Source organism: Paenibacillus sp. Y859, from assembly GCF_056786405.1.
The window spans coordinates 89540-109538 of record NZ_JBXCIZ010000004.1; the positions used below are offsets into that span (position 1 = coordinate 89540).

24 protein-coding genes and 3 pseudogenes are annotated in these 19999 nt (G+C 41.7%); 17 read left to right on the forward strand and 10 right to left on the reverse strand.

Annotated elements, in window-relative coordinates; all coding sequences use genetic code 11:
• Positions 1-56 precede the first annotated feature (56 nt).
• The 4 genes and pseudogenes from AC1TO8_RS11505 (at position 57) to AC1TO8_RS11520 (ending at position 3108) form a co-directional block, all read left to right on the forward strand.
• On the forward strand, positions 57-296 hold the full coding sequence (locus tag AC1TO8_RS11505; RefSeq protein ID WP_482055758.1) for an S-layer homology domain-containing protein: 240 nt from the start codon (positions 57-59) through the stop codon (positions 294-296).
• 128 nt (positions 297-424) lie between these two features.
• Positions 425-2050, forward strand: a complete 1626-nt coding sequence (locus AC1TO8_RS11510) for an MFS transporter (protein ID WP_482055759.1) — start codon at positions 425-427, stop codon at positions 2048-2050.
• A pseudogene (locus AC1TO8_RS11515) lies at positions 2051-2453 on the forward strand (aldo/keto reductase); the annotation flags it as partial.
• Between the two features lie 37 nt (positions 2454-2490).
• Positions 2491-3108: an NAD(P)-dependent oxidoreductase gene (locus AC1TO8_RS11520; RefSeq protein WP_482055760.1), complete on the forward strand. Its 618-nt coding sequence runs from the start codon at positions 2491-2493 to the stop codon at positions 3106-3108.
• Between the two features lie 123 nt (positions 3109-3231).
• Here AC1TO8_RS11520 and AC1TO8_RS11525 read toward each other — a convergent pair whose 3' ends face one another.
• On the reverse strand, positions 3232-3639 hold the full coding sequence (locus AC1TO8_RS11525; protein ID WP_482055761.1) for a sensor histidine kinase: 408 nt from the start codon (positions 3637-3639) through the stop codon (positions 3232-3234).
• 37 nt (positions 3640-3676) lie between these two features.
• On the opposite strand from AC1TO8_RS11525, the gene AC1TO8_RS11530 reads away from it, so the two are divergent.
• Entirely contained in the window at positions 3677-3967 is a 291-nt protein-coding gene (locus AC1TO8_RS11530) for an S-layer homology domain-containing protein (RefSeq protein WP_482055957.1), read from the forward strand.
• A 172-nt stretch (positions 3968-4139) separates the two neighbouring features.
• On the opposite strand, the gene AC1TO8_RS11535 is transcribed toward AC1TO8_RS11530, so the two are convergent.
• Complete coding sequence (locus AC1TO8_RS11535; RefSeq protein WP_482055762.1) at positions 4140-5171, reverse strand: alpha/beta fold hydrolase; 1032 nt, start codon at positions 5169-5171, stop codon at positions 4140-4142.
• 244 nt (positions 5172-5415) lie between these two features.
• On the opposite strand from AC1TO8_RS11535, the gene AC1TO8_RS11540 reads away from it, so the two are divergent.
• Entirely contained in the window at positions 5416-5658 is a 243-nt protein-coding gene (locus AC1TO8_RS11540) for a hypothetical protein (RefSeq protein ID WP_482055763.1), read from the forward strand.
• Between the two features lie 2 nt (positions 5659-5660).
• Here the strand turns inward: AC1TO8_RS11540 and AC1TO8_RS11545 are convergent, their stop codons facing one another.
• The 3 genes from AC1TO8_RS11545 to AC1TO8_RS11555 all read right to left on the reverse strand — a co-directional run bounded on the left by AC1TO8_RS11545 (position 5661) and on the right by AC1TO8_RS11555 (position 8674).
• Positions 5661-6548: a CPBP family intramembrane glutamic endopeptidase gene (locus tag AC1TO8_RS11545; RefSeq protein WP_482055764.1), complete on the reverse strand. Its 888-nt coding sequence runs from the start codon at positions 6546-6548 to the stop codon at positions 5661-5663.
• A 283-nt stretch (positions 6549-6831) separates the two neighbouring features.
• Positions 6832-7518 (reverse strand): response regulator transcription factor, encoded by a 687-nt coding sequence (locus tag AC1TO8_RS11550; protein WP_482055765.1) that lies wholly within the window; start codon positions 7516-7518, stop codon positions 6832-6834.
• Complete coding sequence (locus AC1TO8_RS11555) at positions 7511-8674, reverse strand: sensor histidine kinase (RefSeq protein ID WP_482055766.1); 1164 nt, start codon at positions 8672-8674, stop codon at positions 7511-7513. The genes AC1TO8_RS11550 and AC1TO8_RS11555 overlap by 8 nt, the downstream gene beginning before the upstream one ends.
• Positions 8675-8819: 145 nt before the next feature.
• Here AC1TO8_RS11555 and AC1TO8_RS11560 point away from each other — a divergent pair, with 145 nt between their 5' ends.
• The 4 genes and pseudogenes from AC1TO8_RS11560 to AC1TO8_RS11575 all read left to right on the forward strand — a co-directional run bounded on the left by AC1TO8_RS11560 (position 8820) and on the right by AC1TO8_RS11575 (position 11336).
• The gene (locus tag AC1TO8_RS11560; RefSeq protein WP_482055767.1) at positions 8820-8990 is read left to right on the forward strand and encodes a hypothetical protein; all 171 of its coding nucleotides are present in this window, start codon (positions 8820-8822) and stop codon (positions 8988-8990) included.
• Positions 8927-9097: pseudogene (locus AC1TO8_RS11565) on the forward strand (nitroreductase family protein); the annotation flags it as partial. The gene AC1TO8_RS11560 and the pseudogene AC1TO8_RS11565, both read left to right, overlap by 64 nt.
• 504 nt (positions 9098-9601) lie before the next feature.
• Complete coding sequence (locus tag AC1TO8_RS11570; protein ID WP_482055768.1) at positions 9602-10591, forward strand: ABC transporter ATP-binding protein; 990 nt, start codon at positions 9602-9604, stop codon at positions 10589-10591.
• Positions 10563-11336 carry an ABC transporter permease gene (locus tag AC1TO8_RS11575; protein ID WP_482055769.1) on the forward strand — a complete coding sequence of 258 codons (774 nt, stop codon included), beginning with the start codon at positions 10563-10565 and terminating at the stop codon, positions 11334-11336. The genes AC1TO8_RS11570 and AC1TO8_RS11575 overlap by 29 nt, the downstream gene beginning before the upstream one ends.
• 530 nt (positions 11337-11866) lie before the next feature.
• On the opposite strand, the gene AC1TO8_RS11580 is transcribed toward AC1TO8_RS11575, so the two are convergent.
• Positions 11867-12751 carry an SDR family oxidoreductase gene (locus AC1TO8_RS11580; RefSeq protein WP_482055958.1) on the reverse strand — a complete coding sequence of 295 codons (885 nt, stop codon included), beginning with the start codon at positions 12749-12751 and terminating at the stop codon, positions 11867-11869.
• 180 nt (positions 12752-12931) lie between these two features.
• Between AC1TO8_RS11580 and AC1TO8_RS11585 the strand changes: the two genes are divergently transcribed.
• The gene (locus AC1TO8_RS11585; RefSeq protein ID WP_482055770.1) at positions 12932-13573 is read left to right on the forward strand and encodes a TetR/AcrR family transcriptional regulator; all 642 of its coding nucleotides are present in this window, start codon (positions 12932-12934) and stop codon (positions 13571-13573) included.
• 477 nt (positions 13574-14050) lie between these two features.
• Complete coding sequence (locus AC1TO8_RS11590; RefSeq protein ID WP_482055771.1) at positions 14051-14218, forward strand: hypothetical protein; 168 nt, start codon at positions 14051-14053, stop codon at positions 14216-14218.
• A gap of 328 nt (positions 14219-14546) precedes the next feature.
• Here AC1TO8_RS11590 and AC1TO8_RS11595 read toward each other — a convergent pair whose 3' ends face one another.
• Both AC1TO8_RS11595 and AC1TO8_RS11600 read right to left on the reverse strand, forming a co-directional pair.
• Positions 14547-14732, reverse strand: coding sequence for a glycosyl hydrolase family 95 catalytic domain-containing protein (locus AC1TO8_RS11595; RefSeq protein ID WP_482055772.1), 186 nt, complete (start codon positions 14730-14732; stop codon positions 14547-14549).
• Between the two features lie 104 nt (positions 14733-14836).
• Entirely contained in the window at positions 14837-15799 is a 963-nt protein-coding gene (locus AC1TO8_RS11600; RefSeq protein ID WP_482055773.1) for a tyrosine-protein phosphatase, read from the reverse strand.
• A 405-nt stretch (positions 15800-16204) separates the two neighbouring features.
• Between AC1TO8_RS11600 and AC1TO8_RS11605 the strand changes: the two are divergent.
• From AC1TO8_RS11605 to AC1TO8_RS11625, 5 genes and pseudogenes are all read left to right on the forward strand, one after another.
• Positions 16205-16429, forward strand: a pseudogene (locus tag AC1TO8_RS11605) (winged helix-turn-helix domain-containing protein); the annotation flags it as partial.
• A gap of 1 nt (position 16430) precedes the next feature.
• Positions 16431-16700, forward strand: coding sequence for a hypothetical protein (locus AC1TO8_RS11610; protein WP_482055774.1), 270 nt, complete (start codon positions 16431-16433; stop codon positions 16698-16700).
• A 164-nt stretch (positions 16701-16864) separates the two neighbouring features.
• Positions 16865-17125: a HAMP domain-containing protein gene (locus AC1TO8_RS11615; RefSeq protein ID WP_482055775.1), complete on the forward strand. Its 261-nt coding sequence runs from the start codon at positions 16865-16867 to the stop codon at positions 17123-17125.
• Between the two features lie 80 nt (positions 17126-17205).
• Complete coding sequence (locus tag AC1TO8_RS11620) at positions 17206-17457, forward strand: ATP-binding protein (protein WP_482055776.1); 252 nt, start codon at positions 17206-17208, stop codon at positions 17455-17457.
• 65 nt (positions 17458-17522) lie between these two features.
• On the forward strand, positions 17523-17774 hold the full coding sequence (locus tag AC1TO8_RS11625) for a hypothetical protein (RefSeq protein WP_482055777.1): 252 nt from the start codon (positions 17523-17525) through the stop codon (positions 17772-17774).
• Between the two features lie 285 nt (positions 17775-18059).
• Here AC1TO8_RS11625 and AC1TO8_RS11630 read toward each other — a convergent pair whose 3' ends face one another.
• Both AC1TO8_RS11630 and AC1TO8_RS11635 read right to left on the reverse strand, forming a co-directional pair.
• The gene (locus AC1TO8_RS11630; RefSeq protein ID WP_482055778.1) at positions 18060-19364 is read right to left on the reverse strand and encodes an alpha/beta hydrolase family protein; all 1305 of its coding nucleotides are present in this window, start codon (positions 19362-19364) and stop codon (positions 18060-18062) included.
• Positions 19365-19559: 195 nt separating this feature from the next.
• Positions 19560-19988: a hypothetical protein gene (locus AC1TO8_RS11635; protein WP_482055779.1), complete on the reverse strand. Its 429-nt coding sequence runs from the start codon at positions 19986-19988 to the stop codon at positions 19560-19562.
• Positions 19989-19999 lie beyond the last annotated feature (11 nt).

Below are 19999 nucleotides of genomic sequence, written 5' to 3' on the forward strand. Positions count from 1 at the left end.
TCGCTGCACCTCGGCACTCATCCTGAGGACTGTGGCCCCGCGCCATACTCAGCTCCGTGAACCATTTCAGTACATTTAGACCGAACACCACGATTACGCGTGCAGAACTCGTTATGATGCTGATGAATGGACAGAAGCTTACTAGCAAAGTCACTACATTAAAGTTTAGCGATGCACCAATGATCCCCGCGTGGGCAAAGAGTGCAATTGCGCAGTCAGTAGAATCCGGGATCGTGCATCCTCTTAGACGTCTGACTTGTAAAGCAGTTGATCAGGAGAGAGTTTCGCTGCTCTAAGTTTATGTATGCAGAGAAAGGAATCGAATTTAACTAGCACTTGGAGTATACTCAAAGTGAAATTGAAAGATTTCATTTAAAGGAGTATTATATGATGGTAAAAACATCCGATAATTAAGGGGTGAATCTTGTTGGCTAAAAAGTCATCTCAATTTTGGGCCTTACTTTTATTCTCGATCGGCGTATTTATGGCACAGCTTGATAACGGGATTATTAGTGCAGCGCTCACAACCATTAATCGTCACTATGATGTGACGGATAACTGGGGTGCTTGGGGGATTACCATTTATACACTAGGGTTGGCGATTAGCTTACCGATTGTTGGTAAACTTTCCGACCGGTATGGAAGAAAGAAACTATTTATTATTGAAATTGCCTTATTCGGTATCGGTTCAACATTAGTAGCGCTTAGCCCGTCATTTGGTTTTTATTTAGCAGCGCGTTTCATTCAAGCACTTGGCGGCGGTGGTATTTTCATTATCGGGAACTCCCATATTTTAAGTACCGTTGAGCCAAGCAAGCAGGCGAAGTATTTAGGACTATTAGGTGCGATGAACGGAGTTGCAGCTGTATTAGGGCCAAACGTCGGTTCATTCTTACTTGATTTGACGGGGAACTGGCATATTTTATTCTTAATCAACGTGCCCATTGCCATTGTTTTATTTATTCTTGCATTTATGAAACTAAAGGAATCAGCAGATCCAAGTCCTGGACGTTTAGATTTAATGGGAACAATTATTTTATCGTTCGCTATTTTATCGATTATGTACGGCTTAACCAACATTGATATTGATTTCTGGGCAAGCTTTAAGCAGCTTGAAGTATCAGGCTTTATTGGCGCAGGAATCGTATTGTTTATCGTGTTAATGATTTATGAGTCTGCATTAGAACGAAAAGAAAATGGTGACCCTATTTTACCTATATACTTAATTAAACAGCCTCGTTTCTTAATGGTGCTTTTAATTGGTGCTTTATCAGGTGGAATTTTAGCAGGTATGATTTTTATCCCAGCCTTCACAGAAAATGTACTTGGTATCACGGCTGAAAAATCAGGTTACTGGATGACTCCACTTGCATTAGCAGCAGGTGTTGGTGCTGGGTTAGGTGGTATACTTGTTACTAAGCGAGGCCCCGTATTTACAGTTATTGTTTCGGGGTTAATTGCAGCCATCGGGTTTGCATTATTCCCGTTATGGATTGAAGTGAAATGGCAATTTGTTGTCTCAAGTATGATTGCAGGTGTTGGGATTGGTGTCATTTTAGGTGCACCATTAAATATTTTAGCGACAGAAGGTTTAAAATCAGATAAAGGTTCTGCTCTTGCTTCTTTATCATTACTTCGTCAAATTGGTATGACCATAGCTCCAACCATTTATGCGGGTTTCATTGCACGAGGCTATAACAATATGGGTAATCTTTTTAAGAATGATTTCCAGGATGTGTTACAGGCCAACGTTGCGCAGGCGGATTTATCAAAGGATGCACTTGGTGAGTTAGCACAAATCGGTCAGCAAATGGCTTCCGGATCTGGTTCAATTGATCCTAATCAAATGAATGAAATCGTTAGTTCGATTCAAGACCCAGCATTAAAAGAAGTTATTCTAAACAGTGTTTCTGAAATTACAACAAGGGCTGCAGAAAATGGTTACGGCGGGTTGTACTGGTCAGCGGCTATTCTAGGTATACTCATCATTGTCGCTTCTTTAATATTAGTACCATTACGCGAGAAGGTTTCTGCATCACGTGCTGAATAGGTCGGGAAACAATTGGTCCGTACAGCCATTGAGAACGGCATTAACTTACTTGATACTGCTTTTTTGTATGGCCCAGGACGTTCAGAAGAACTCATAGGTGAAGTTGTGAAAGAAAGCGGCAAACGATCTGAACTTGTCGTCGCAACGAAGGTTTCTGCCATACTTCCAAAGCGAAGCATTCGCGTAAAATCTTGATAAAGTGGAACGCATTCGTCAGCTAGCAGACGCTAAAGGAGTCGAAGTGGCACATATTGTACTTGCTTGGTATTTAACGAGCGAAGCGATTGATGTCATCATTCCAGGGGCTAAACGGGCAGAGTAAGTATTAAACAATTTAAAAATGGTAGATGTTCAGCTATCCAATGAGAAAATTCAAGAAATTAATATGATTTTCCAAGCTTAAAGGATGGAATAATGATGGGAAAGAAAGGTGAAGTGCTATGAAAATTATTATTTTTGGCGCATCAGGCGGTGTAGGCCAATCTGTCGTGAAGCAGGCAATAGAGAGCGGCTTTGAGGTAACGGCGTTTGTACGAACTCCAACAAAGATAGACGTTACACACGGGAATTTAAATATCATACAAGGAAATGCCTTCAATCAAGGAGAAGTCGCAGCAGCGATTGCTGGTCATGATGCTGTCGTGTCATGCTTAGGCTCTAGTCAAGGGATGAAGAAATCTACGGAGCTCCAAGAGATGGCAAAAAATATTGTTAATGGTATGCAGGAGCATGATGTGAAACGAATTATCTACACCGCATCTGCCGGAATTCATAAAGAACTACCGGGGATAAGTGGGAAACTGATCATGAGAATGCTTAAGAATACTCTCGTCGATCATCGAGCTGCTACTGATTATATTGAAGAACATGGACTGAATTACACAATTGTTAGACCTTTAGGGTTAACCAATCGTCCCTTTTCAGGAATATACAGAGAATCTACGACGAATGTACCAAAGAAATCAATGTCAATACCACGTGCTGACGTAGCACATTTTATCTTAAAAGCATTAAAAGATGCACAATATGAAAACACATCGATCGGAATATCTACTTAATGAATTATTGTCAGTTTGAATAAATTCATGCTAGCTGTTATGGCATATTGGTTGAACGTAGGAAAGAGTCAGCGTTATTGTTCACGCTGACTCTTTGGCAATTGAATCTCGAACATTGTTTTTTCAAAAGGGACACTTCTCAAGATAATGGCCTTCTGATCCGTAGCGAATCGCGTTGTCCAATAGGTTTCGCAGCGCACGTTCGATGAGGGAGGCATCAATCCAGGATTGGATATCCTCATCAGGGATATTTACTTCAACATGAAGCTCTAAATTCCCCTCATCGTGGCGAGTAATATCTAACAATTGATCTAAAAGCTTATCGATATAACGAGAGCGCTGTAGCAAAACATTGGAACTCGCTTGTAGCTCCTTCTCATCCTTATGCAATCCAGCACGAATCGTTTCTGCGTAGCCTAAAATCATCGTTAGAGGGGTGCGTAGATCATGGGAAAGATTAGACAGTAACAGATTTCGTCTGGTGTCAAATTGCTTGATTTGTTCGCCATGATTTTGAATAATTGGCCACATTCCTAGTTCGAGGATTAGGTATCAAGGAGAAAGTTGAATCGACTCCAATTGGGCTGCTGGATATGTCCAGAAGGCGCTCAATTTAGGCTTGCTAGAGAACGCTCCGGACGGTACATTCGGCGGTAAGGAGGAGGCGAGTCGCGGGCTGCTTGCTACTGGAGGCTTCGAAACAGTTAGAACGTTTGAAGAGACCAAACCTCTTGAAGTGTCTGGAGCAGACTTTGCAGCGGGAAACAAGCTACATCTGACTCATGATCTTCGTTTTTCTAGTTATCAGAATAAAAGAGCTTCAACATTGAATAAGAGACGCCATCTGATAGTAGGGTAAGCGAAGGATTACTCTCCGCTCCTACGAATGTGCTGGGGATGGAAAGAAACCTTTACAACTTGGTATAACTATTCACTGAATGTCGAAGTTGTGCAGGATAGGGTGACTGCGGCGACGATACGTCGCTACGCATCCCCTTTCCTCTTCCGCCCATTGACCAATGACTAATAACCTAAAAACCCAACCTCATTATCCATTCAACAAAGCGCTCCTTCTCCTCAAACTGCGGATAATGAGCTGATTCTTCAAATCGTACGAATTCCTTTACTGGTGCATCCAGTATATCGAAGTAATCTTTTGCCGCTTCCATAGATGTCATGTAATCATATTGTCCCATAACAAAATAAGTGGGTATTTCCAAGCGCTCAACAATATCGGTGATATGGTTAGTTGATGCTTCCATAATCAGGGATTTTTGTGAATTGGATATCCCCTTGATTGAGCGAATCACATCGAGCCCATTATTCTCAGGATTCAGAAGTAACCCTAAGTAATAATCCTGGTTATCGTTGATGAGTCTAGCTGCTCCACCATATTTTCGAACAAGATTTCTGGGCGTATACCCCTCCCCTCGTTCGATGGGGTCTCGAAGAAGCTCTAAGCTTTCCACATCATCCAAATTTCCCGCTTGCTTTGCCTGTTCAATGGTGTATTCCAAGCCATCCAGCTCACTCTGAATCGTATCAGCCATTTGTCCTATTCCTATATATGCTTGGAATTTATCTGGCGCTTTAGCAGCAGCCTTCATCCCAATATAGGTTCCGAACGAATGTCCTATCAGCAGAGCTTTATCTTGATCTAATTTCTTGGTAACATAATCTGTTAATGCCAGTAAATCATCAACAAGTAAATCGGTTCTCAGATTCGAATAGTCCTCAAAAAAATGATAAGACTTTCCACTTCCGCGCTGATCATAATGAACGATAGTAAAATACTGCTCAAGCTCTTCCTGATATTTTCTCACATACGGAATCTCGGAGACGCCTGGACCTCCATGTACAAAGATCATGATCGGATTGCTCCGATCGACTCCTCTAATCATGATCTCATGTCCTGCACCGTTGATTTGGACCTGATCTAGTACACTGATGCTGTTCTTGCCTTTAATTTGTGGTGTCCATGTAGGAAATACCAAACCTAGTACAGCTATTATAATGATGATTAACAAGCTACGTTTTAATATTTTTGAAATCTTTCTGCGCATGTAACCGCTCCTTCAAGTTGGATCGTATCCATCTTTTTATTTTTCATCTAAGGTATGTTCTCTTCCATTCTAATACATATTCAAAATACTGCACCCCCGTCACAAGAGTTAATTTCCAGAAATGGGGATACGGTATTCAGACAAATCTATTTAAGTCTGGTGATACGGTATTAGTTAACTTTGGTATCTGACAGTGGGCATCGATGTAGACTCTATCGACCTGTCTAAGATTACGATCAACGGGGTGGCGTTAAATCCCAAGTTGGACAGCTTTGCTCTGTCTGAAGACAAGAAAACGATTATTATCAAGTTGCATGATGGCTTCCAGTTAAATACGTCCAAGACACCAGTCATCGCCGTGAACGGCCTGAAGACACAATTCGGTAACGATGTGAAAAACGATGAAAGTAATAAGATCCCGGTTACATTGACCAAGCCTCCAGCCAGCTCAACAACACCGTACATAATTACTTCCAACGGGTTCTAATGTTACTTTCGATCATGACGGAGAGATACGAGATGCCCTTTGCGGCGAGCAAAGATCAGCATAGGGATGGCAATAAACAGACTGATTATGATGGGTACTATCGAAGCTTCAAGACCAAATTCGCCTCCAGTGAGAAGGGCCGGGCCCGTAACTTCGACCGTGAAGAGACCTGAGGAGGGATGCCCCGAGACGGGGATACCTAAGAGTCCCACCGTTGTATTCCAAATGAAATGGAGGCTAATGATATACCAAACATTGCGCCGCCAAAGGAAGGCTGCACCTAGCAATACACCAGCTTCAATGGCAATAGCGAAACCTCCCCAAATTGTAGCTCCGGGGTTGCCGAGGTGAGCGATCCCGAAGAAGAGGGATGTCACGGCCAATGCAATCCAACTTCCCCCCATTTTTTCAATTGCTTGAAAGGCAAGCCCCCGAAAGATCAATTCTTCTACCAAGGCAACGCCGAGTGCTGTGGTGATGATAGGCAGAACGACAGAGCCAGCGTTTTCGGGTGACCATGTGAATGAATAGCCACCAAATGAGATGATGAGAACCGTTGAAACGATGACAAAGCTCAGACCGACGACAGCACCGAGAATTGCCTCCGATACCGCACGTTGTACCAGAAGTTCAGTAACTAGACGCTGTGCCAGAAATTTCATCACGAGCCAATAGAGAACGATAGCAACAACGCCTCCGACAAGTGTCAGTACGAAGGACCCTAGTGCTTTGGAATCTTCGGACAACAAGCTGAATGTCACATTGGCGAGGGCGATACCAAGCGCTCCCACAAGCATCCAGATGAGAGGGAATTGAAAGAACGAAACAAACTTAGATATTCTCTTACCGCTAAGCACCTCATTATCGGGTGTATTAGTCTTTCTCATCATAAATAATCTCTCCTCTTCCTCTTACAGGATCTCTATTCATATTTCGATATTACAGGTAACAAATCATACTATACTTTAATAAAGTCATATATCAGGAGTGCCATTTAGTCATATCATGGTCATATGACTTTAGCGAAATAGATTATTAGAATGGGGATGGCTAGCCCCGACCTCTCACAGCATCGGACAGGTAATCTACATCAACAAAAAAGCCGACATCCGTTACGGTGTCAGCTTTGAGCAGATGTACTGTGTTATCCCATTCTTCTTTAAGGTGTATTCTTTAACTATCTAAAATCCCTGTTTCCCTAGCCTTATGAGTAGCTTCTCTTCTGCCTTTCACATTCAATTTCGAATAAATATTCGAGATGTAATTCTTAACTGTACCTTCACTAAGAAATAATACCTTAGCGATATCCTGATTGCGCAACCCTAGTGCCAGCTTGTGAAGAACTTCGACTTCGCGGGTACTGAGTCCGTACTCATTGTTTCTCTCAAGCAATTCGGGCTCAAAGGCCCTTGTATCCATAGTCGATGGAATACCACTTTTCAGCAAGTTTTTAATCATCTTATCTGCCATTTCTTGCGAAATCAATGTGCCGCCTGTGTGAACCACCCGTATGCCGGCTATAAGGTTTTTGGGATGGATGGCTTTGAGTAGGAAGCCTTCAGCTCCATGGCTTAACGCGGCCAGAACATAATCCACCTCTTTGTACGAAGTCAGAATAATAATTTTCGTTAATGGGAATCGCTGTTTGATCCTCTCTGTTGCTACAACGCCATCCATAATAGGCATATTTATGTCCATAAGGACGATATCCGGTTGGGATTTTTCACAATAGATGATGGCTTCTTCACCATTCTTAGCCAATCCCACAACCTCGATGTCGTCTTCTATCCCTAGTACTATATTGAGACTTTCAAGGATCAATTCCTGATCATCAACTATGAGTACTTTGATTTTAGGCATACAACTTATCCCCTTTCAGTGGTATTTCGCATCTGATTTCAGTGCCAGCGATCGCCAGGGCAGAGATTGAAAAGGTGCCTCCCAGCATCTCTATCCGATTCTTCATTGTGGTCAGGCCGAACCCATACTCCATTTTATCCAAGGGCTTTCCATTATTTTGAATGACAACACGTAAAGTTGATGCAGTAAAATGGAGCACCAACTCAATTTCCGATGCTTTTCCATGCTTTAGTGCATTCGTAAAAGACTCTTGGATCACCCGAATTATCGATTGGCGCACATCGAAACGAATTGCCTGTTCTGTTCCCTCCAGTGTGAGACGAATGACCGTTCCGGTATATTCCCGAAAGTTGTTGATGAGCCTCTCGGCTTGATTCACTAGACTTATATCCTCTTCCTCCCCCATCTTGTGCACGATGTCTCTCATTTCATCCAAGTTTTGTTCCGTCAGTCCTCTTAAACTAATCAACTTTTCTTTGGCCAGAGTCGGCTTCTTGTCCAGCAGTACAATAGCAGCATCGAGACTCATAATAAGGGAAATAAAAGAATGTCCTAACGTGTCATGCAGCTCCTTGGACATACGATTTCGTTCCTCCAACAGAGTCATCCTTTCGATCTCGGCAGCATACTGGGTTAACAATTTATTTTGTTCATCAATTTCTTTAGCCAATGTATTTTTCTCATGATAGGCACTTGCAATGAAGCCAACCCAAATTCCGATAAACGAGAAAAGCAAGTTGTCTGTGCTTGAACCGAGTACCAGGTCCCACGTAACTTCTCCAAATAACATGCTGGCAACGGGAAGCAGTAATAGGACCGACATAGTCCAGGCAGTCTGTCTAGTCAATAAGTATCCGATTGCAAGACTCGGGATCAGATAATCGACACTCCCCACCACATCCGCCTGCATGAACGATTTAATATAATAAGATCCTCCTAGCAATAGTTCAAGTAAGATGAACCATTCCTTGTTCATCCTTCGCTGCGGAAACCAGAATAAAATAGGAACAATAAGGGCAGCTAAGAGCCAGACGACGTTAACGAGCAACTGGGGAGAATATTCATTCTCCATTAAAATATGTAATATCAGCAAAATATAATTGTAGGACCGGAGCCCAAATATACCCCAATCCATGAAATGAAAAACTTTTTTCATAGGTATCACTTCCTTTACCCCAAGCATAACTATTGAATCTGCTCAATTATACATCAAATAATAAAATTCAGTGCAGCCCAAATTGTCAGAGGCTACCGAAGATTGAATATATTTTGAAAACAAATATAAAAGGAGTGAATTCTACATGAGTTCCATCACAAGTGAATTCCACAAAACAAACGATTTCAATAAAATCGTCTTGGAGCGCAGTTCTGTTAAAGTCTACGATTCCGAAGTGAAGATTAGCAGGGAGGAGATGCCACCAATCCGATGGCCGGTTATGAAAAGGACCGGATCGCAGAAGCTTTTGGCCTAGACAAAAAGCGGTTCCAACCGGTCATGTTGATCTCAATAGGGAAAGCAGACCAAGAGGGCTATCCTACCTACCGCCTGCCGGTTGAAACGACTACTACCTGGGCATAATCCATAGAAGCGTAACATCAAATGAATCCACCGGGTATGATCATTTTTTTTGCTACTGTTATGATCGCCTAAATGAGGGAAGGTCTTGATGAAACGCTACAGTTAGAAGGCTAACGGCCATTGGCGAACGTTCTAGAGGACTGTAGATGCAATGGGCAGTGAAAGTAACAACAGTGGGAGAGCGCTACACTGGCAGTGTAGAGGTCAGCGGTTTGATCCCGCTAAGGTCCACCAATACCTTAAATTAAACGGCAGAGATGCCGTTTTTTTATTTGTATAGGAAATTATGAGCGATAAAAAACTGTGCAAAAAGCAATACGGTGTGGAACCAATGATATGGGGCTTGTCGTCGTTACTTGTACCAACACAACTAACACAGAAATCTCATCCCTCAGACGGAGGAGTTATCCATCTGAAGCCAGTTAATAAAATGGAGATCCTAAAATATAATAAATAGATCAATGGAATTACTTTTTATATTGTACGGGAGAGGATGGTTATAGGGTGGAGAAGATGATTGAAGTACGGGGAATTAGCAAGGTGTATGGGAAAAGGAAAACGGAAGAGAAGATACATGCCGTTCGTGATGTTTCTTTTCATGTGAATCGTGGAGAGGTTCTCGGTTTATTAGGGCCTAATGGTGCTGGGAAAACATCAACGATCAAGATGCTCTGTGGCTTGTTAGAATCGGATGCAGGTTCTATACACATTAATGGCTTAGATATTGGTAAGAAGAGACTCAAAGCTCTAGAGCATATTAGTGCTGTATTAGAAGGGAACCGAAATTTATATTGGCGTCTTACCGTCCGGGAGAACCTAGAGTATTTCGCGGGTAACCGGGGTTACTCTCGGAAGCAAGTGGCCTATCAAGCGGATAAATTATTAGAGCAATTCAACCTTAAGGAAAAGGAGAATGAGCTTGTCAATGGATTGTCCCGTGGGATGCAACAAAAGCTGGCAATCGCTGTAGCACTACTAGCTAATACGGATGTCATCTTGCTAGATGAGCCAACGCTCGGCTTGGATGTTGAGGTTAGTTATGAATTGCGTAATATTCTAAAAAGGATCGTTAAGGAAGAAAAACGCACGATTATTATTAGTTCACATGATATGCCCGTCGTTCAGGAGCTGTGTGACCGTGCCATTATCATTAATAAAGGTGAAGTTGTGATTGACGACAGGGTGGACAATTTACTTAAGTTATTTGAGACAAGGGCATATTCAATTAAGCTGGGTGAGCAATTAAGCATAAACCAGGAGAGTACACTGTTGAGTAGATTCCCTTTAAGTACTTATAAAGCAAGTTCCCATGAAAGCATTGTGGAAGTGAATTTGGAGCATAGTCAGGACATCTACGAGTTGTTCGATCTTCTGAAAGAGGAAGGAACGATGGTGGAAAGTATTGATCGTATAACGATCGATTTTGAACAAGTGTTTATTCAGATTGTAAAGGGAGGGAAGACTCATGAAATGGCTCCACTTATTCAATGCTAATTTCCGTAAGGAATATATTGAGATGAAACGGTATCTACCGAACACGATTGCGTTAGTATTCACCTTTTATATTATATTTCTGGCTGCCTTTTTTGGGATTATGTTCATAGGTGATCCAGCCAGCTTCGATAGTAATGTTCAATATTCCATTGTAAGTGTCGTCTTTTGGAGCTTAACGATGATGACGATGAACTTTATTGGTTTTTCGGTAGTAACAGAAGCGACACGTGGAACGTTAGAACAAATATATATGTCTCCCATGGGTGTGTGGAAAATCATGCTCACGCGGATCATCGGACAATTTGGCTTACAGTCTGTTATTATGGTGTTCTTGCTTTTTGTTGCTATGCTCACCTCTGGACAGTGGTTGAGTCTTAACCCCATGACAACGATCCCGATCATTGTAGTGACGATGATAAGTATGGTAGGTATTAGCTTTATGATTGCTGGTTTAGCTATTATCGTGAAACAAATTCAAGCATTTCTGCAGATTTTTCAGTTTGTATTGATGGGGCTTGTATTCGTTCCGTTAACTGTAGCCCCGTTTCTAGCATTCGCCCCATTTGTCAAAGGAGTGAATATGGTAAGAACAGTGATGATGGAGGATCTGACGTTGACACAATTACCGCTGTCGGATTATGGGTCATTATTATTGAATTCGCTGGTATATTTGATTCTAGGGCTCTTTGTGTTTCAACGCTGCGAGAAAATAGCTATGAAGAAAGGCCTTCTAGGGCAATACTAGTATGGTATTATCCCCTTTAAGTAGACACTCAAAAAAGCATGTTATCATGTGGATAAGAGTGAACTTGGAGGGGATATTTTCATGGCTAAAAAAGGACAAGTATTTCAGCAGTATTCGGATGAGTTCAAAGTAGAGGCAGTAAAGGCTTATGTGTAAGGATCAGAGAGCTATAAAATTGTAGCAAACAGGTTAGAAATCAGAAGTTGCACACAATTAAGGTATGGGTGAAGAAATGGCTAGATGGGGAAAAATTCGATGTGTGTAAGGGGCAATCTAACCCACTTAAAGGACGCCTCCGTACAGTATTTGAAGGTGTGGAGGAAGAACGAGATTACCTAAAAGCACAGGTAGACTACTTAAAAAAGCGGCGGAGCAGGGGGTCGAACGGCCAATCCGGGAGTACACTAGCACGTAGGAGGCGGGTAATTTTTTACAGTCTATATATTAAAGAAGCTCGCTGTCGCAGCGAGCTTTTTCTGTGTCATCTCTCAACCTATATCCAACAACCGTAATTCAACTACAAACTTTTCTCACCTGTTAAAATAGTGGCCCTGTTCAACGTCTTGGATCAGGCCAGGATGGACCGGCTGCCATCCTAAGCGTTCCTTTGTCAGCGCGCTCGACGCTGGATTATCCGTGGAGGCAGCGAAGGAGAGCCATCCGAAGTGAGCGTCTGCCTCTTCACGGGTGATGCTGACCACTGGCAGGTTTAAGTGACGCCCGATGACGCTGGCAATATCCCGGAAGGGCACTCCCTCGTCGGCGACCCCGTGATAGATGACTTCCTTGTCGCCTTTTTCAAGCACCAGTCTGAAGAGACGTGCTGCATCCAATTGATGTACTGCCGGCCATCGGTTGAGTCCATCTCCCACATAGGCTGAAACCCCTTTTTGGCGCGCGATCTCGATGAGGGTCGGAACGAAGCCCTGCTCGCCCTCACCATGTACGGACGGCGCGAGGCGGACGATCGATGACCGCACCCCGTGTTCAGCCAGCTCAAGAGCTGCCTCCTCGGAGCGTCGCGGCGTAGATTGCGTCGACGCCTGTTCCTCCGTCCCCAGGATTCCCGGTATGAGCATCAACGTGCCTGAGGTGGCCACGAATGGTTTCCCGGTACCCTTGAGCACCGATCCCATGGCCTCGATCGCCAGACTGTCGGCTGCTGCAGCCGCCTCAAAGCTGGCGAAGTCGTGTTTGAAGGCCAAGTGAATGACCCCGTCCGCCGATCCGGCACCTTCTCGCAGGCTGTCAAGGTCATCGAGGTCGCCGCGTTGTACTTCGGCGCCGGACGCCTTCAACGCTGTGGCTGACTTATCCGAGCGGGCGAGTCCAACAACCTGATGCCCCGCATCGAGAAGTTCGCGTACGACGGCAGAACCGATGAACCCCGTTGAACCAGTTACAAATACACGCATAGTATCCATCCTTTCATCTCATTGGCATGATTAGGTACAGGAAGGATTATACAGCAAGGAATCATTAAAGTAAACTAAATTCACTAAATTAGTTAAGTTAGTAAAATAAGTTAATGAAGTTTGTGGTCCTAGCGATTTTGCTATACTATTGTGAAGTAAGCATCAAAGGGGGCCTAAGTCGTGAGAAAACCGATGAGCGCAAATCATTATATGAATAAAATCAAGCCTATCGTTCGAAAGACCAAGTTTAGCCAATTGAGAATCGACGATATCGCAAAATATATGGATATTAGCAAAGTGACGTTATATAAACATTTTTCATCCAAAGAGGATATCATCGAAAAGGTAGTCGAATATGAAATTCAGTATTTGCAGCAGGCTGATCTCGTTGTAAATGATGATTCCCTCTCTTTTATAGATCGCTTCCAAAAAACATTTCTGCAATCGGTGCTGTGCGTTGCGTATATATCTGATTTGTTTCTGCAAGATCTCAAGGAATTTTATCCGACACTTTATGAAAAGCTTGTCTATGCCCAACAAAATCGGAATAAGAATTTGCAGGACTTTTTTGAAGCCGGGATGGACCAGAAGGTGTTTAACCGAATGAATGCCGTGCTGTCCTTGGTTCAAGATGACGCCACCCTGCGGCGCATTATGGAACCGACCTTTAGTATCCAATGGTACGATCTCACGTTAAAACAAGCCATTATCGAATATTATAAGATGAAACAGTATCAAATGATTAAGCCGGAACATCTGGATACGATTGACGACTCCAATTTGGAAAGTCAGGTAGCGGAGATTTTACAAACCATCTCGTGACGTCAACGATGCATTTAGCGCAGAGATGATATCGGGGTAACCCTTCGGTTGGATTTGTACTACCTTGTCAGCATAAAAGAATAATCGGAAAGGTCATTCGCATGGAGAACTGCACCCCTTACAGTGGCATTGGAAAGACTCCTTCGTCTTTTTATCATTGAAAACTGTAAAGGGTGCTATTTGTTATGGAGAAGAAAGGGCAAAGGAAGCAAACGTTCTAAAATATTATGAAACAGATTTGCTGCCTTTTATAAATTATACAAGACAGCAACTCGGCCGTTTGCATTCCCTTAGCGTGCTTTGGGGCGCGAAATGCGTTCCATGATCAAAGCTACTCTGCGTCGGGGAAGAAAACGGCCCATCTGGGCCGACATGTAGTTGTTTCGCCCGTCGATGATATAACTGCTTCCTTTGTCGATTCCACGAAATCCGGCTTGAACTACGTTCTCCGGTGTGGACAGCGCACTGCCCGCCGCCATGTCCCGGCTGCCGACAGCATCGAAGAAGCCCGTATCCGTCGCACCCGGGCACAGGGTAAGTATGTGGACACCTCGTCCGCGGGTTTCTGCCCATAGCGCTTCGGAGAAAGATAATACGAATGCCTTGGTAGCACCGGCAGGCAATCCACAAGGCGGCTCCAAGTGACATGTGGATCGCGATGAATTTACTGGAAAAACATGGGCATCATGCTAAAATTGATTTGAGAGAAGTTAAAAAAATTCTGGCAGAGAACAAATCATGAAAAACATCCTAATAAAGGATATAACTCTGTAGATATTAACTGGTTGTCTGATTTCGCCTTACTTATGATACGGTGATGCGTATCGCGCATACTGGTACAGCAAAGAGTTGAGTTGAAAATTGAAGCAGCAATGCTAAAAGTGACAGTAGGTACGTAGGTCACAGCACTCGACTCATGTGGAGTGCTGTTCACTGTTAGTGAGGAAAGATTAATAACAAGATGTATCGGTGCTCAGACTTGCCGGCATTCCATTGTTCCCGCATGGCTCTGCAACTGCATCTCCGCAATCGCCGCCGAGCTTAAATCCGACGTTCCGCGAGGTGTAATTTGATTGCCGGGATAAAGACCGAACAGATGGGACAAATGCCGATGGTCGATGTATCCAAGACGAGGGCTAATTATTAGTATTCGATGCAATGACCTATTGAATATAAAAGTGTGTTATCTAAACAAACAATACAGAGTACCAGAGGTCATCTCTCAGAACTCTGGTAACCTGTATTGTTTAGGTTGGCTTTATTTCACATTAAATATTTACCTTTCAGTTCATCTTGTTGCTCTTTTGTGATATCAAGTTCTTGTTCGAAAAATGAACTAACAGAACCATATTGTTCGTCAATTGTTTGGAAGACAGCTTGGATATAACTTTCAGTAACACCTTGTAATAAACGAACGTTAGATAGTACTTGCTCGTCAGAGGTTTTTTGAGAAGCTAATTTTACAGTTCCATCGATTTTTGGCTTAAGGAATTCATTCGACTTCAAGAAATCCTCAATGACTGTTTCTCGATCTACTCCGAGTACGCTAAGCAATAAAGCAGTTGCCGTGCCAGCTCGGTCTTTTCCTGCAGTACAGTGATACAATACGGCACCATCTTCATTTGCCAGTACATATTCAAAAAATGATTTCAGTTGACCGATTGAATAGTCCTCTGTAACCAATTCGGGATATGATTTTACATTGTACGCTTCGACGTCTCCGCCCATCGTATCAACATAAGCTAGCAATATATCTGCAGGGTCTGTAAGCTTTGTTTTATTTTCATGCGTAATGCCTAGCTTCGTATCTTTAATAAGCGGAATAGCCGTATTCGTCACGCCATTAATAACAATCTCCGGATCTTTCGCTACCTCTGCTTCTGTTCTGAGGTCAATGATGTTTTTTATTTGATAATCATTCACTAATGTTTGAATATCTTGTTCAGTTAGTTTTTCAAGTGAACCACTACGTATGAGCATATCCGGCTTTACGACTTTCCCATCTAACGTTTCGTAACCACCTAAATCACGTGTATTTAGAGAACCTTTAAGTTGTATTTTTGTTCCTTGCGTTACAGTTGCTGTTTCGTTCGTGTCTGCAAGTTGATTGTTGGCTGTCGGTTCACTTGTAGGCTGAGAATTGACTACTTCCTCTGACTGATTTGAGCATGCCGCAAAAAGCAAACCGATTGCTAAAATAGAACTCAATAAATGAAATTTTCTCATGATGTATGATATCCCCCTAGTTTTATGTGCAAAATCAATGATACTAGGTAATTATTAAATTCACGTACGAGTTATGTTTTACTATTGTAAAGTTTATTGAGGCTGATAAATGAGGGGAAGAGTTGATATGCTTACAATTTCTTTTATCTTATCTTATGATTTCAAAACCCTTAGGCACCTCGCCACTTCCCGAAAGGTTCCCTCGTTCGAAAGGATGCCGTCATGATCGCAATCCAGCAGCGATACCGTCTTTTCTTTACCATGGGAATTTAGACACATATAGTTCAAGTAATATCCTGCGTTACTTCGGGCTTTAATTAAGGAAGTCCATATGAAATCTACTATACCAGTGTAATAGATAATGTGAGGGTTGAATTTCATAGTAGAAGGCTTTTTTCCAATGAGGAAGTAGTTGAATATACACCCAAGGAATTTGAGCTATTAGAGGTACTCATAAGAAATAGAAACATTGCTTTATCAAGAGAGAAGCTTTTAGAGTTAGTATGGGGATATGAATTCATGGGAGAAACAAGAACGGTAGATGTTCATATTCAGAAGCTTAGAAAAAAGTTAGGGTTGGAGAAAAGAATTGTAACCGTGTATAAACTAGGTTATCGGTTAGAGGTGTAGTATGAAAAACAAAACGTACATATGGACTTTGGTATTATTTCTATTGTTTATTAATGTTGGGATTATGTTATTTAGTATTAGTAATACAAAACATAACCTTTCAGGCATTAAAGGGAGCTATCTAAGAGAGCATTATTTTTTAGTGAATAGTATGACTAAAGACATCATGGCTATGAACAATAGAGGTTATGAAATAGATGATGCTATTGCCCATTCTTATGATTCGTATAAAATGCATTATGAAGTTCGGAGATACATGTTGCGACACTAAATGAAAGGAAATACATAAAAATATCTGGGAACTTACCAGAGAAGTATAGCCAATATGCATTAGTCTATTATGCAGACATAACAGATATAGTACATGAGTGGGAAAAGAGGAATAACTCTTTATTTATTGCAAGTATCATATTTTCGGGAATTTTAAGTATATGTTTGTTTATTTTATTAGAGTATCTATTTGAACCACTAGAAAGAATTTCAAGTATGTCAAATAAGATTGCCAATGGGGAATACAAAGAAAAGCTAGAGATTAGGGGTGGCGAAGAAATCGCAGAAGTTGTACAAAGTTTTAATACGATGGCGGATAAAATTCAATATCAGATGGAAGAGCTTGAGAACCATGCGAGAGAAAGGCAGAGATTGATAGATGATTTGGCACATGAATTAAGAACGCCATTAACCGCAATCTATTGATATAGAACAGTTGTTTAGAAAGGTTCATCAAACCGAAAATATTAAGCTCAAAGAAAAAGGAATAGAATTTGTATATTACAATGAGAGCTTATTTTGAAAATGAGAAAAAATTTATTGAAGTAGAAGATAACGGAAAGGGAATGACAGAGAAGCAGCTCCTTCAGGTAACAGAAGCATTTTATAGAGTAGATAAGGCAAGAAGTAGAAAAGAAGGGGGAAATGGATTGGGACTCGCATTATGTGCGCAGATTGCTAAGAAGCATCATGCAGAGTTATCTTTTTCTTCAAAACCTAACGAGAAAACAATTGTAAAGATAGTTTTTCAAGAATGATAACTTAAAGGATGCAAAGAACCTTACTTTAGGAAGAGGTTGCACTTGCCTTACAGTCTGTTATTATGGTGTTCTTGCTTTTTGTTGCTATGCTAACCTCTGGACAGTGGTTAAGCCTTAACCCCATGACAACGATCCCGATCATTGTAGTGACGATGATAAGTATGGTAGGTATTAGCTTTATGATTGCTGGTTTAGCTATTATCGTGAAACAAATTCAAGCATTTATCCGTTGGGTATTGTATAAGTGCGAGTTCAAAAAGTCGACTTTTCAGCACCGGAAGGACCGGCTGAATTCAATCTTCGATGTCGAGTAAGCTTCTTGGTAACCTTCGTGATCAAAAGGTGGATTTTTGAACATCCTCTATAAGTGAAGATGACTAATGATTAGGGCACCCAATCAGGTGCCCTTTAATTTCGCTGTTAGAGTGATACGAGGAATCGTACCACAAATAACGGCAATAAAGTGCAAGTGATGGCGGAGACTTTGGGGTTCAATACCAACACTTTTATGGCTATTAGATAAGATATGATCCCCACACTTGCTAATAATGTTACAAGTGTTTGCTTGCACAAAATTGCATAGATCGGTTCTATTTTAATCAATAAGTTCCTTTGGATGTGAAGCTACCAATGCCTTTTAATACATAGTCAAAGAACTCAAGAATAATTTGGTTTTCGGTTTCAATACAATAATATGGATCAATATCTGCTACGCCACCTTGAAGTGCATTGGCAAGTAGAGGAGAGAACAGCGGTAAATCTGTCAGGCTTAAATGCTTAGCACCTTGAAAATGGACGGTATATGCCTCTGTGGAATTTGCATCAATGACTTTGTTCGCGGCATAAGTGGAGCTGGTATCTAGCTGTACCCAAACATCATCTGAATAGATATTCAGAAGTGGAGTCGTGTAGACTTCGCCGCTGGCAACGAGATCATCGATCTCTTTATTGTACCTAAGCTCACTAAACAACGGAGCATCAATATTAACAACGGCACTTATATCATCACGCTCTCGACCGAGCCATACACTTGCTGCACCGCCCATGGAGTGCCCAAACACACCTATTTTATCGGTATTGATAAGCTTATATATGGCGTTACTGTTACCTTTAGACTGTGTAAGTATTGTATCTATTACAAAATTCATATCGTCCGTTCGAAGCTTCATCCATTTTTGAATTAACCCGTAAGTCTCCTCCACCGTATAGATGCCCTCTTTGTTGGAATTGTTGATCTCCCGCATATATTCTGTATTGACTATAGCAGTTGTCCCATCATCTGAAGCCGTATAAAAAGAATGATAAGGATGATCGATGGATACGACGACATAACCGTGGCTTGCAAGCTCCGTATAGGTAGAGCTGTTGCTTGCCTTAATACCGTATGCCCCATGTGAGAATACCAATAGTGGATAGGTTCCATCAGTATTGTCCGGATACCAAAATTCTACGTTAACAAATCTATGCTTACCGGTGTCGGTAAACTGATCTATGCGGTTCTTGTCTGTGTATGTGTACGTTGCTGTTGCGACTTTATATTCGCCGGTAACTTGTGGGGGATTATACTGCGGAAAAACAAGTACAGGTGCAAATGAAAATACCAGTGTGAGTGTCATTATGATTGCTTTTCTGATCATACGAGAAGTTTTGTATCCTTTCGTATTTACTTTGTTACGGATAAGCGAGACTGTTCCGATTACCGCCAGTATGAACAGCAATATTGCAAGTAAGAACCAACGGAAACTCCATATGATAACCCATGAAAGTGTGAGCGTTACAAATACGATGAATACGGCAATTCTAGCCCAATTCCTAACTTTGTTATGGTTGTGCTTCGTAACCATACAGTAGGTTGTAAAGGAAATCTCAAAGATCAAAGCGAACAAAAATAGTAACATTCCCATAGTGGATACACCGTTCCCCTTCTACATTTAAATCCTATGAGTTCATCATAAAAAATGGCTGAAAGGATGTATATAGCAAAACAATAAGCTGTATCTACAGGCAAATAAGTTGCAAAAAAAGAGCGATAAGCTATAAAGCTTACCGCATAATAATCTGTTGCAGACAACTGCTTTATATTGTTTTATCGACTACTCTCAAATGTTTTTCTTGAATTCCTTTAGTTGTTCGTTGATCCTTTGGGCTTCTCTTTTATCATTTTGCCATGATAACAGACGAACGATGACATAGATTACCGCGATTTCCGATGCCAAAATGATGACACTTAATGCATTATCCACAATACCAATGATACTACCAAGGGAAATGATTATCACCTCTAGGGCGAGAAAATGAATTACGATCCTTACACGCATGTTTTTCTCGCTTATATCATGAGGAGAATACAAAATAAATCCCGTTAACGCACCTACAGCTGAAAATGCCATAAGGGTATAAATCGACTTCAAATCAAAGGCTATATCGGGATAAAAAATTTGTCGCAAAAAAGTAATAATAATGATGATGGATGCGAAGATGATCAAGAAATCTGTAATTACTTTTTTGGTGAATTCAGAAAGCCCCATATTGATCTCCC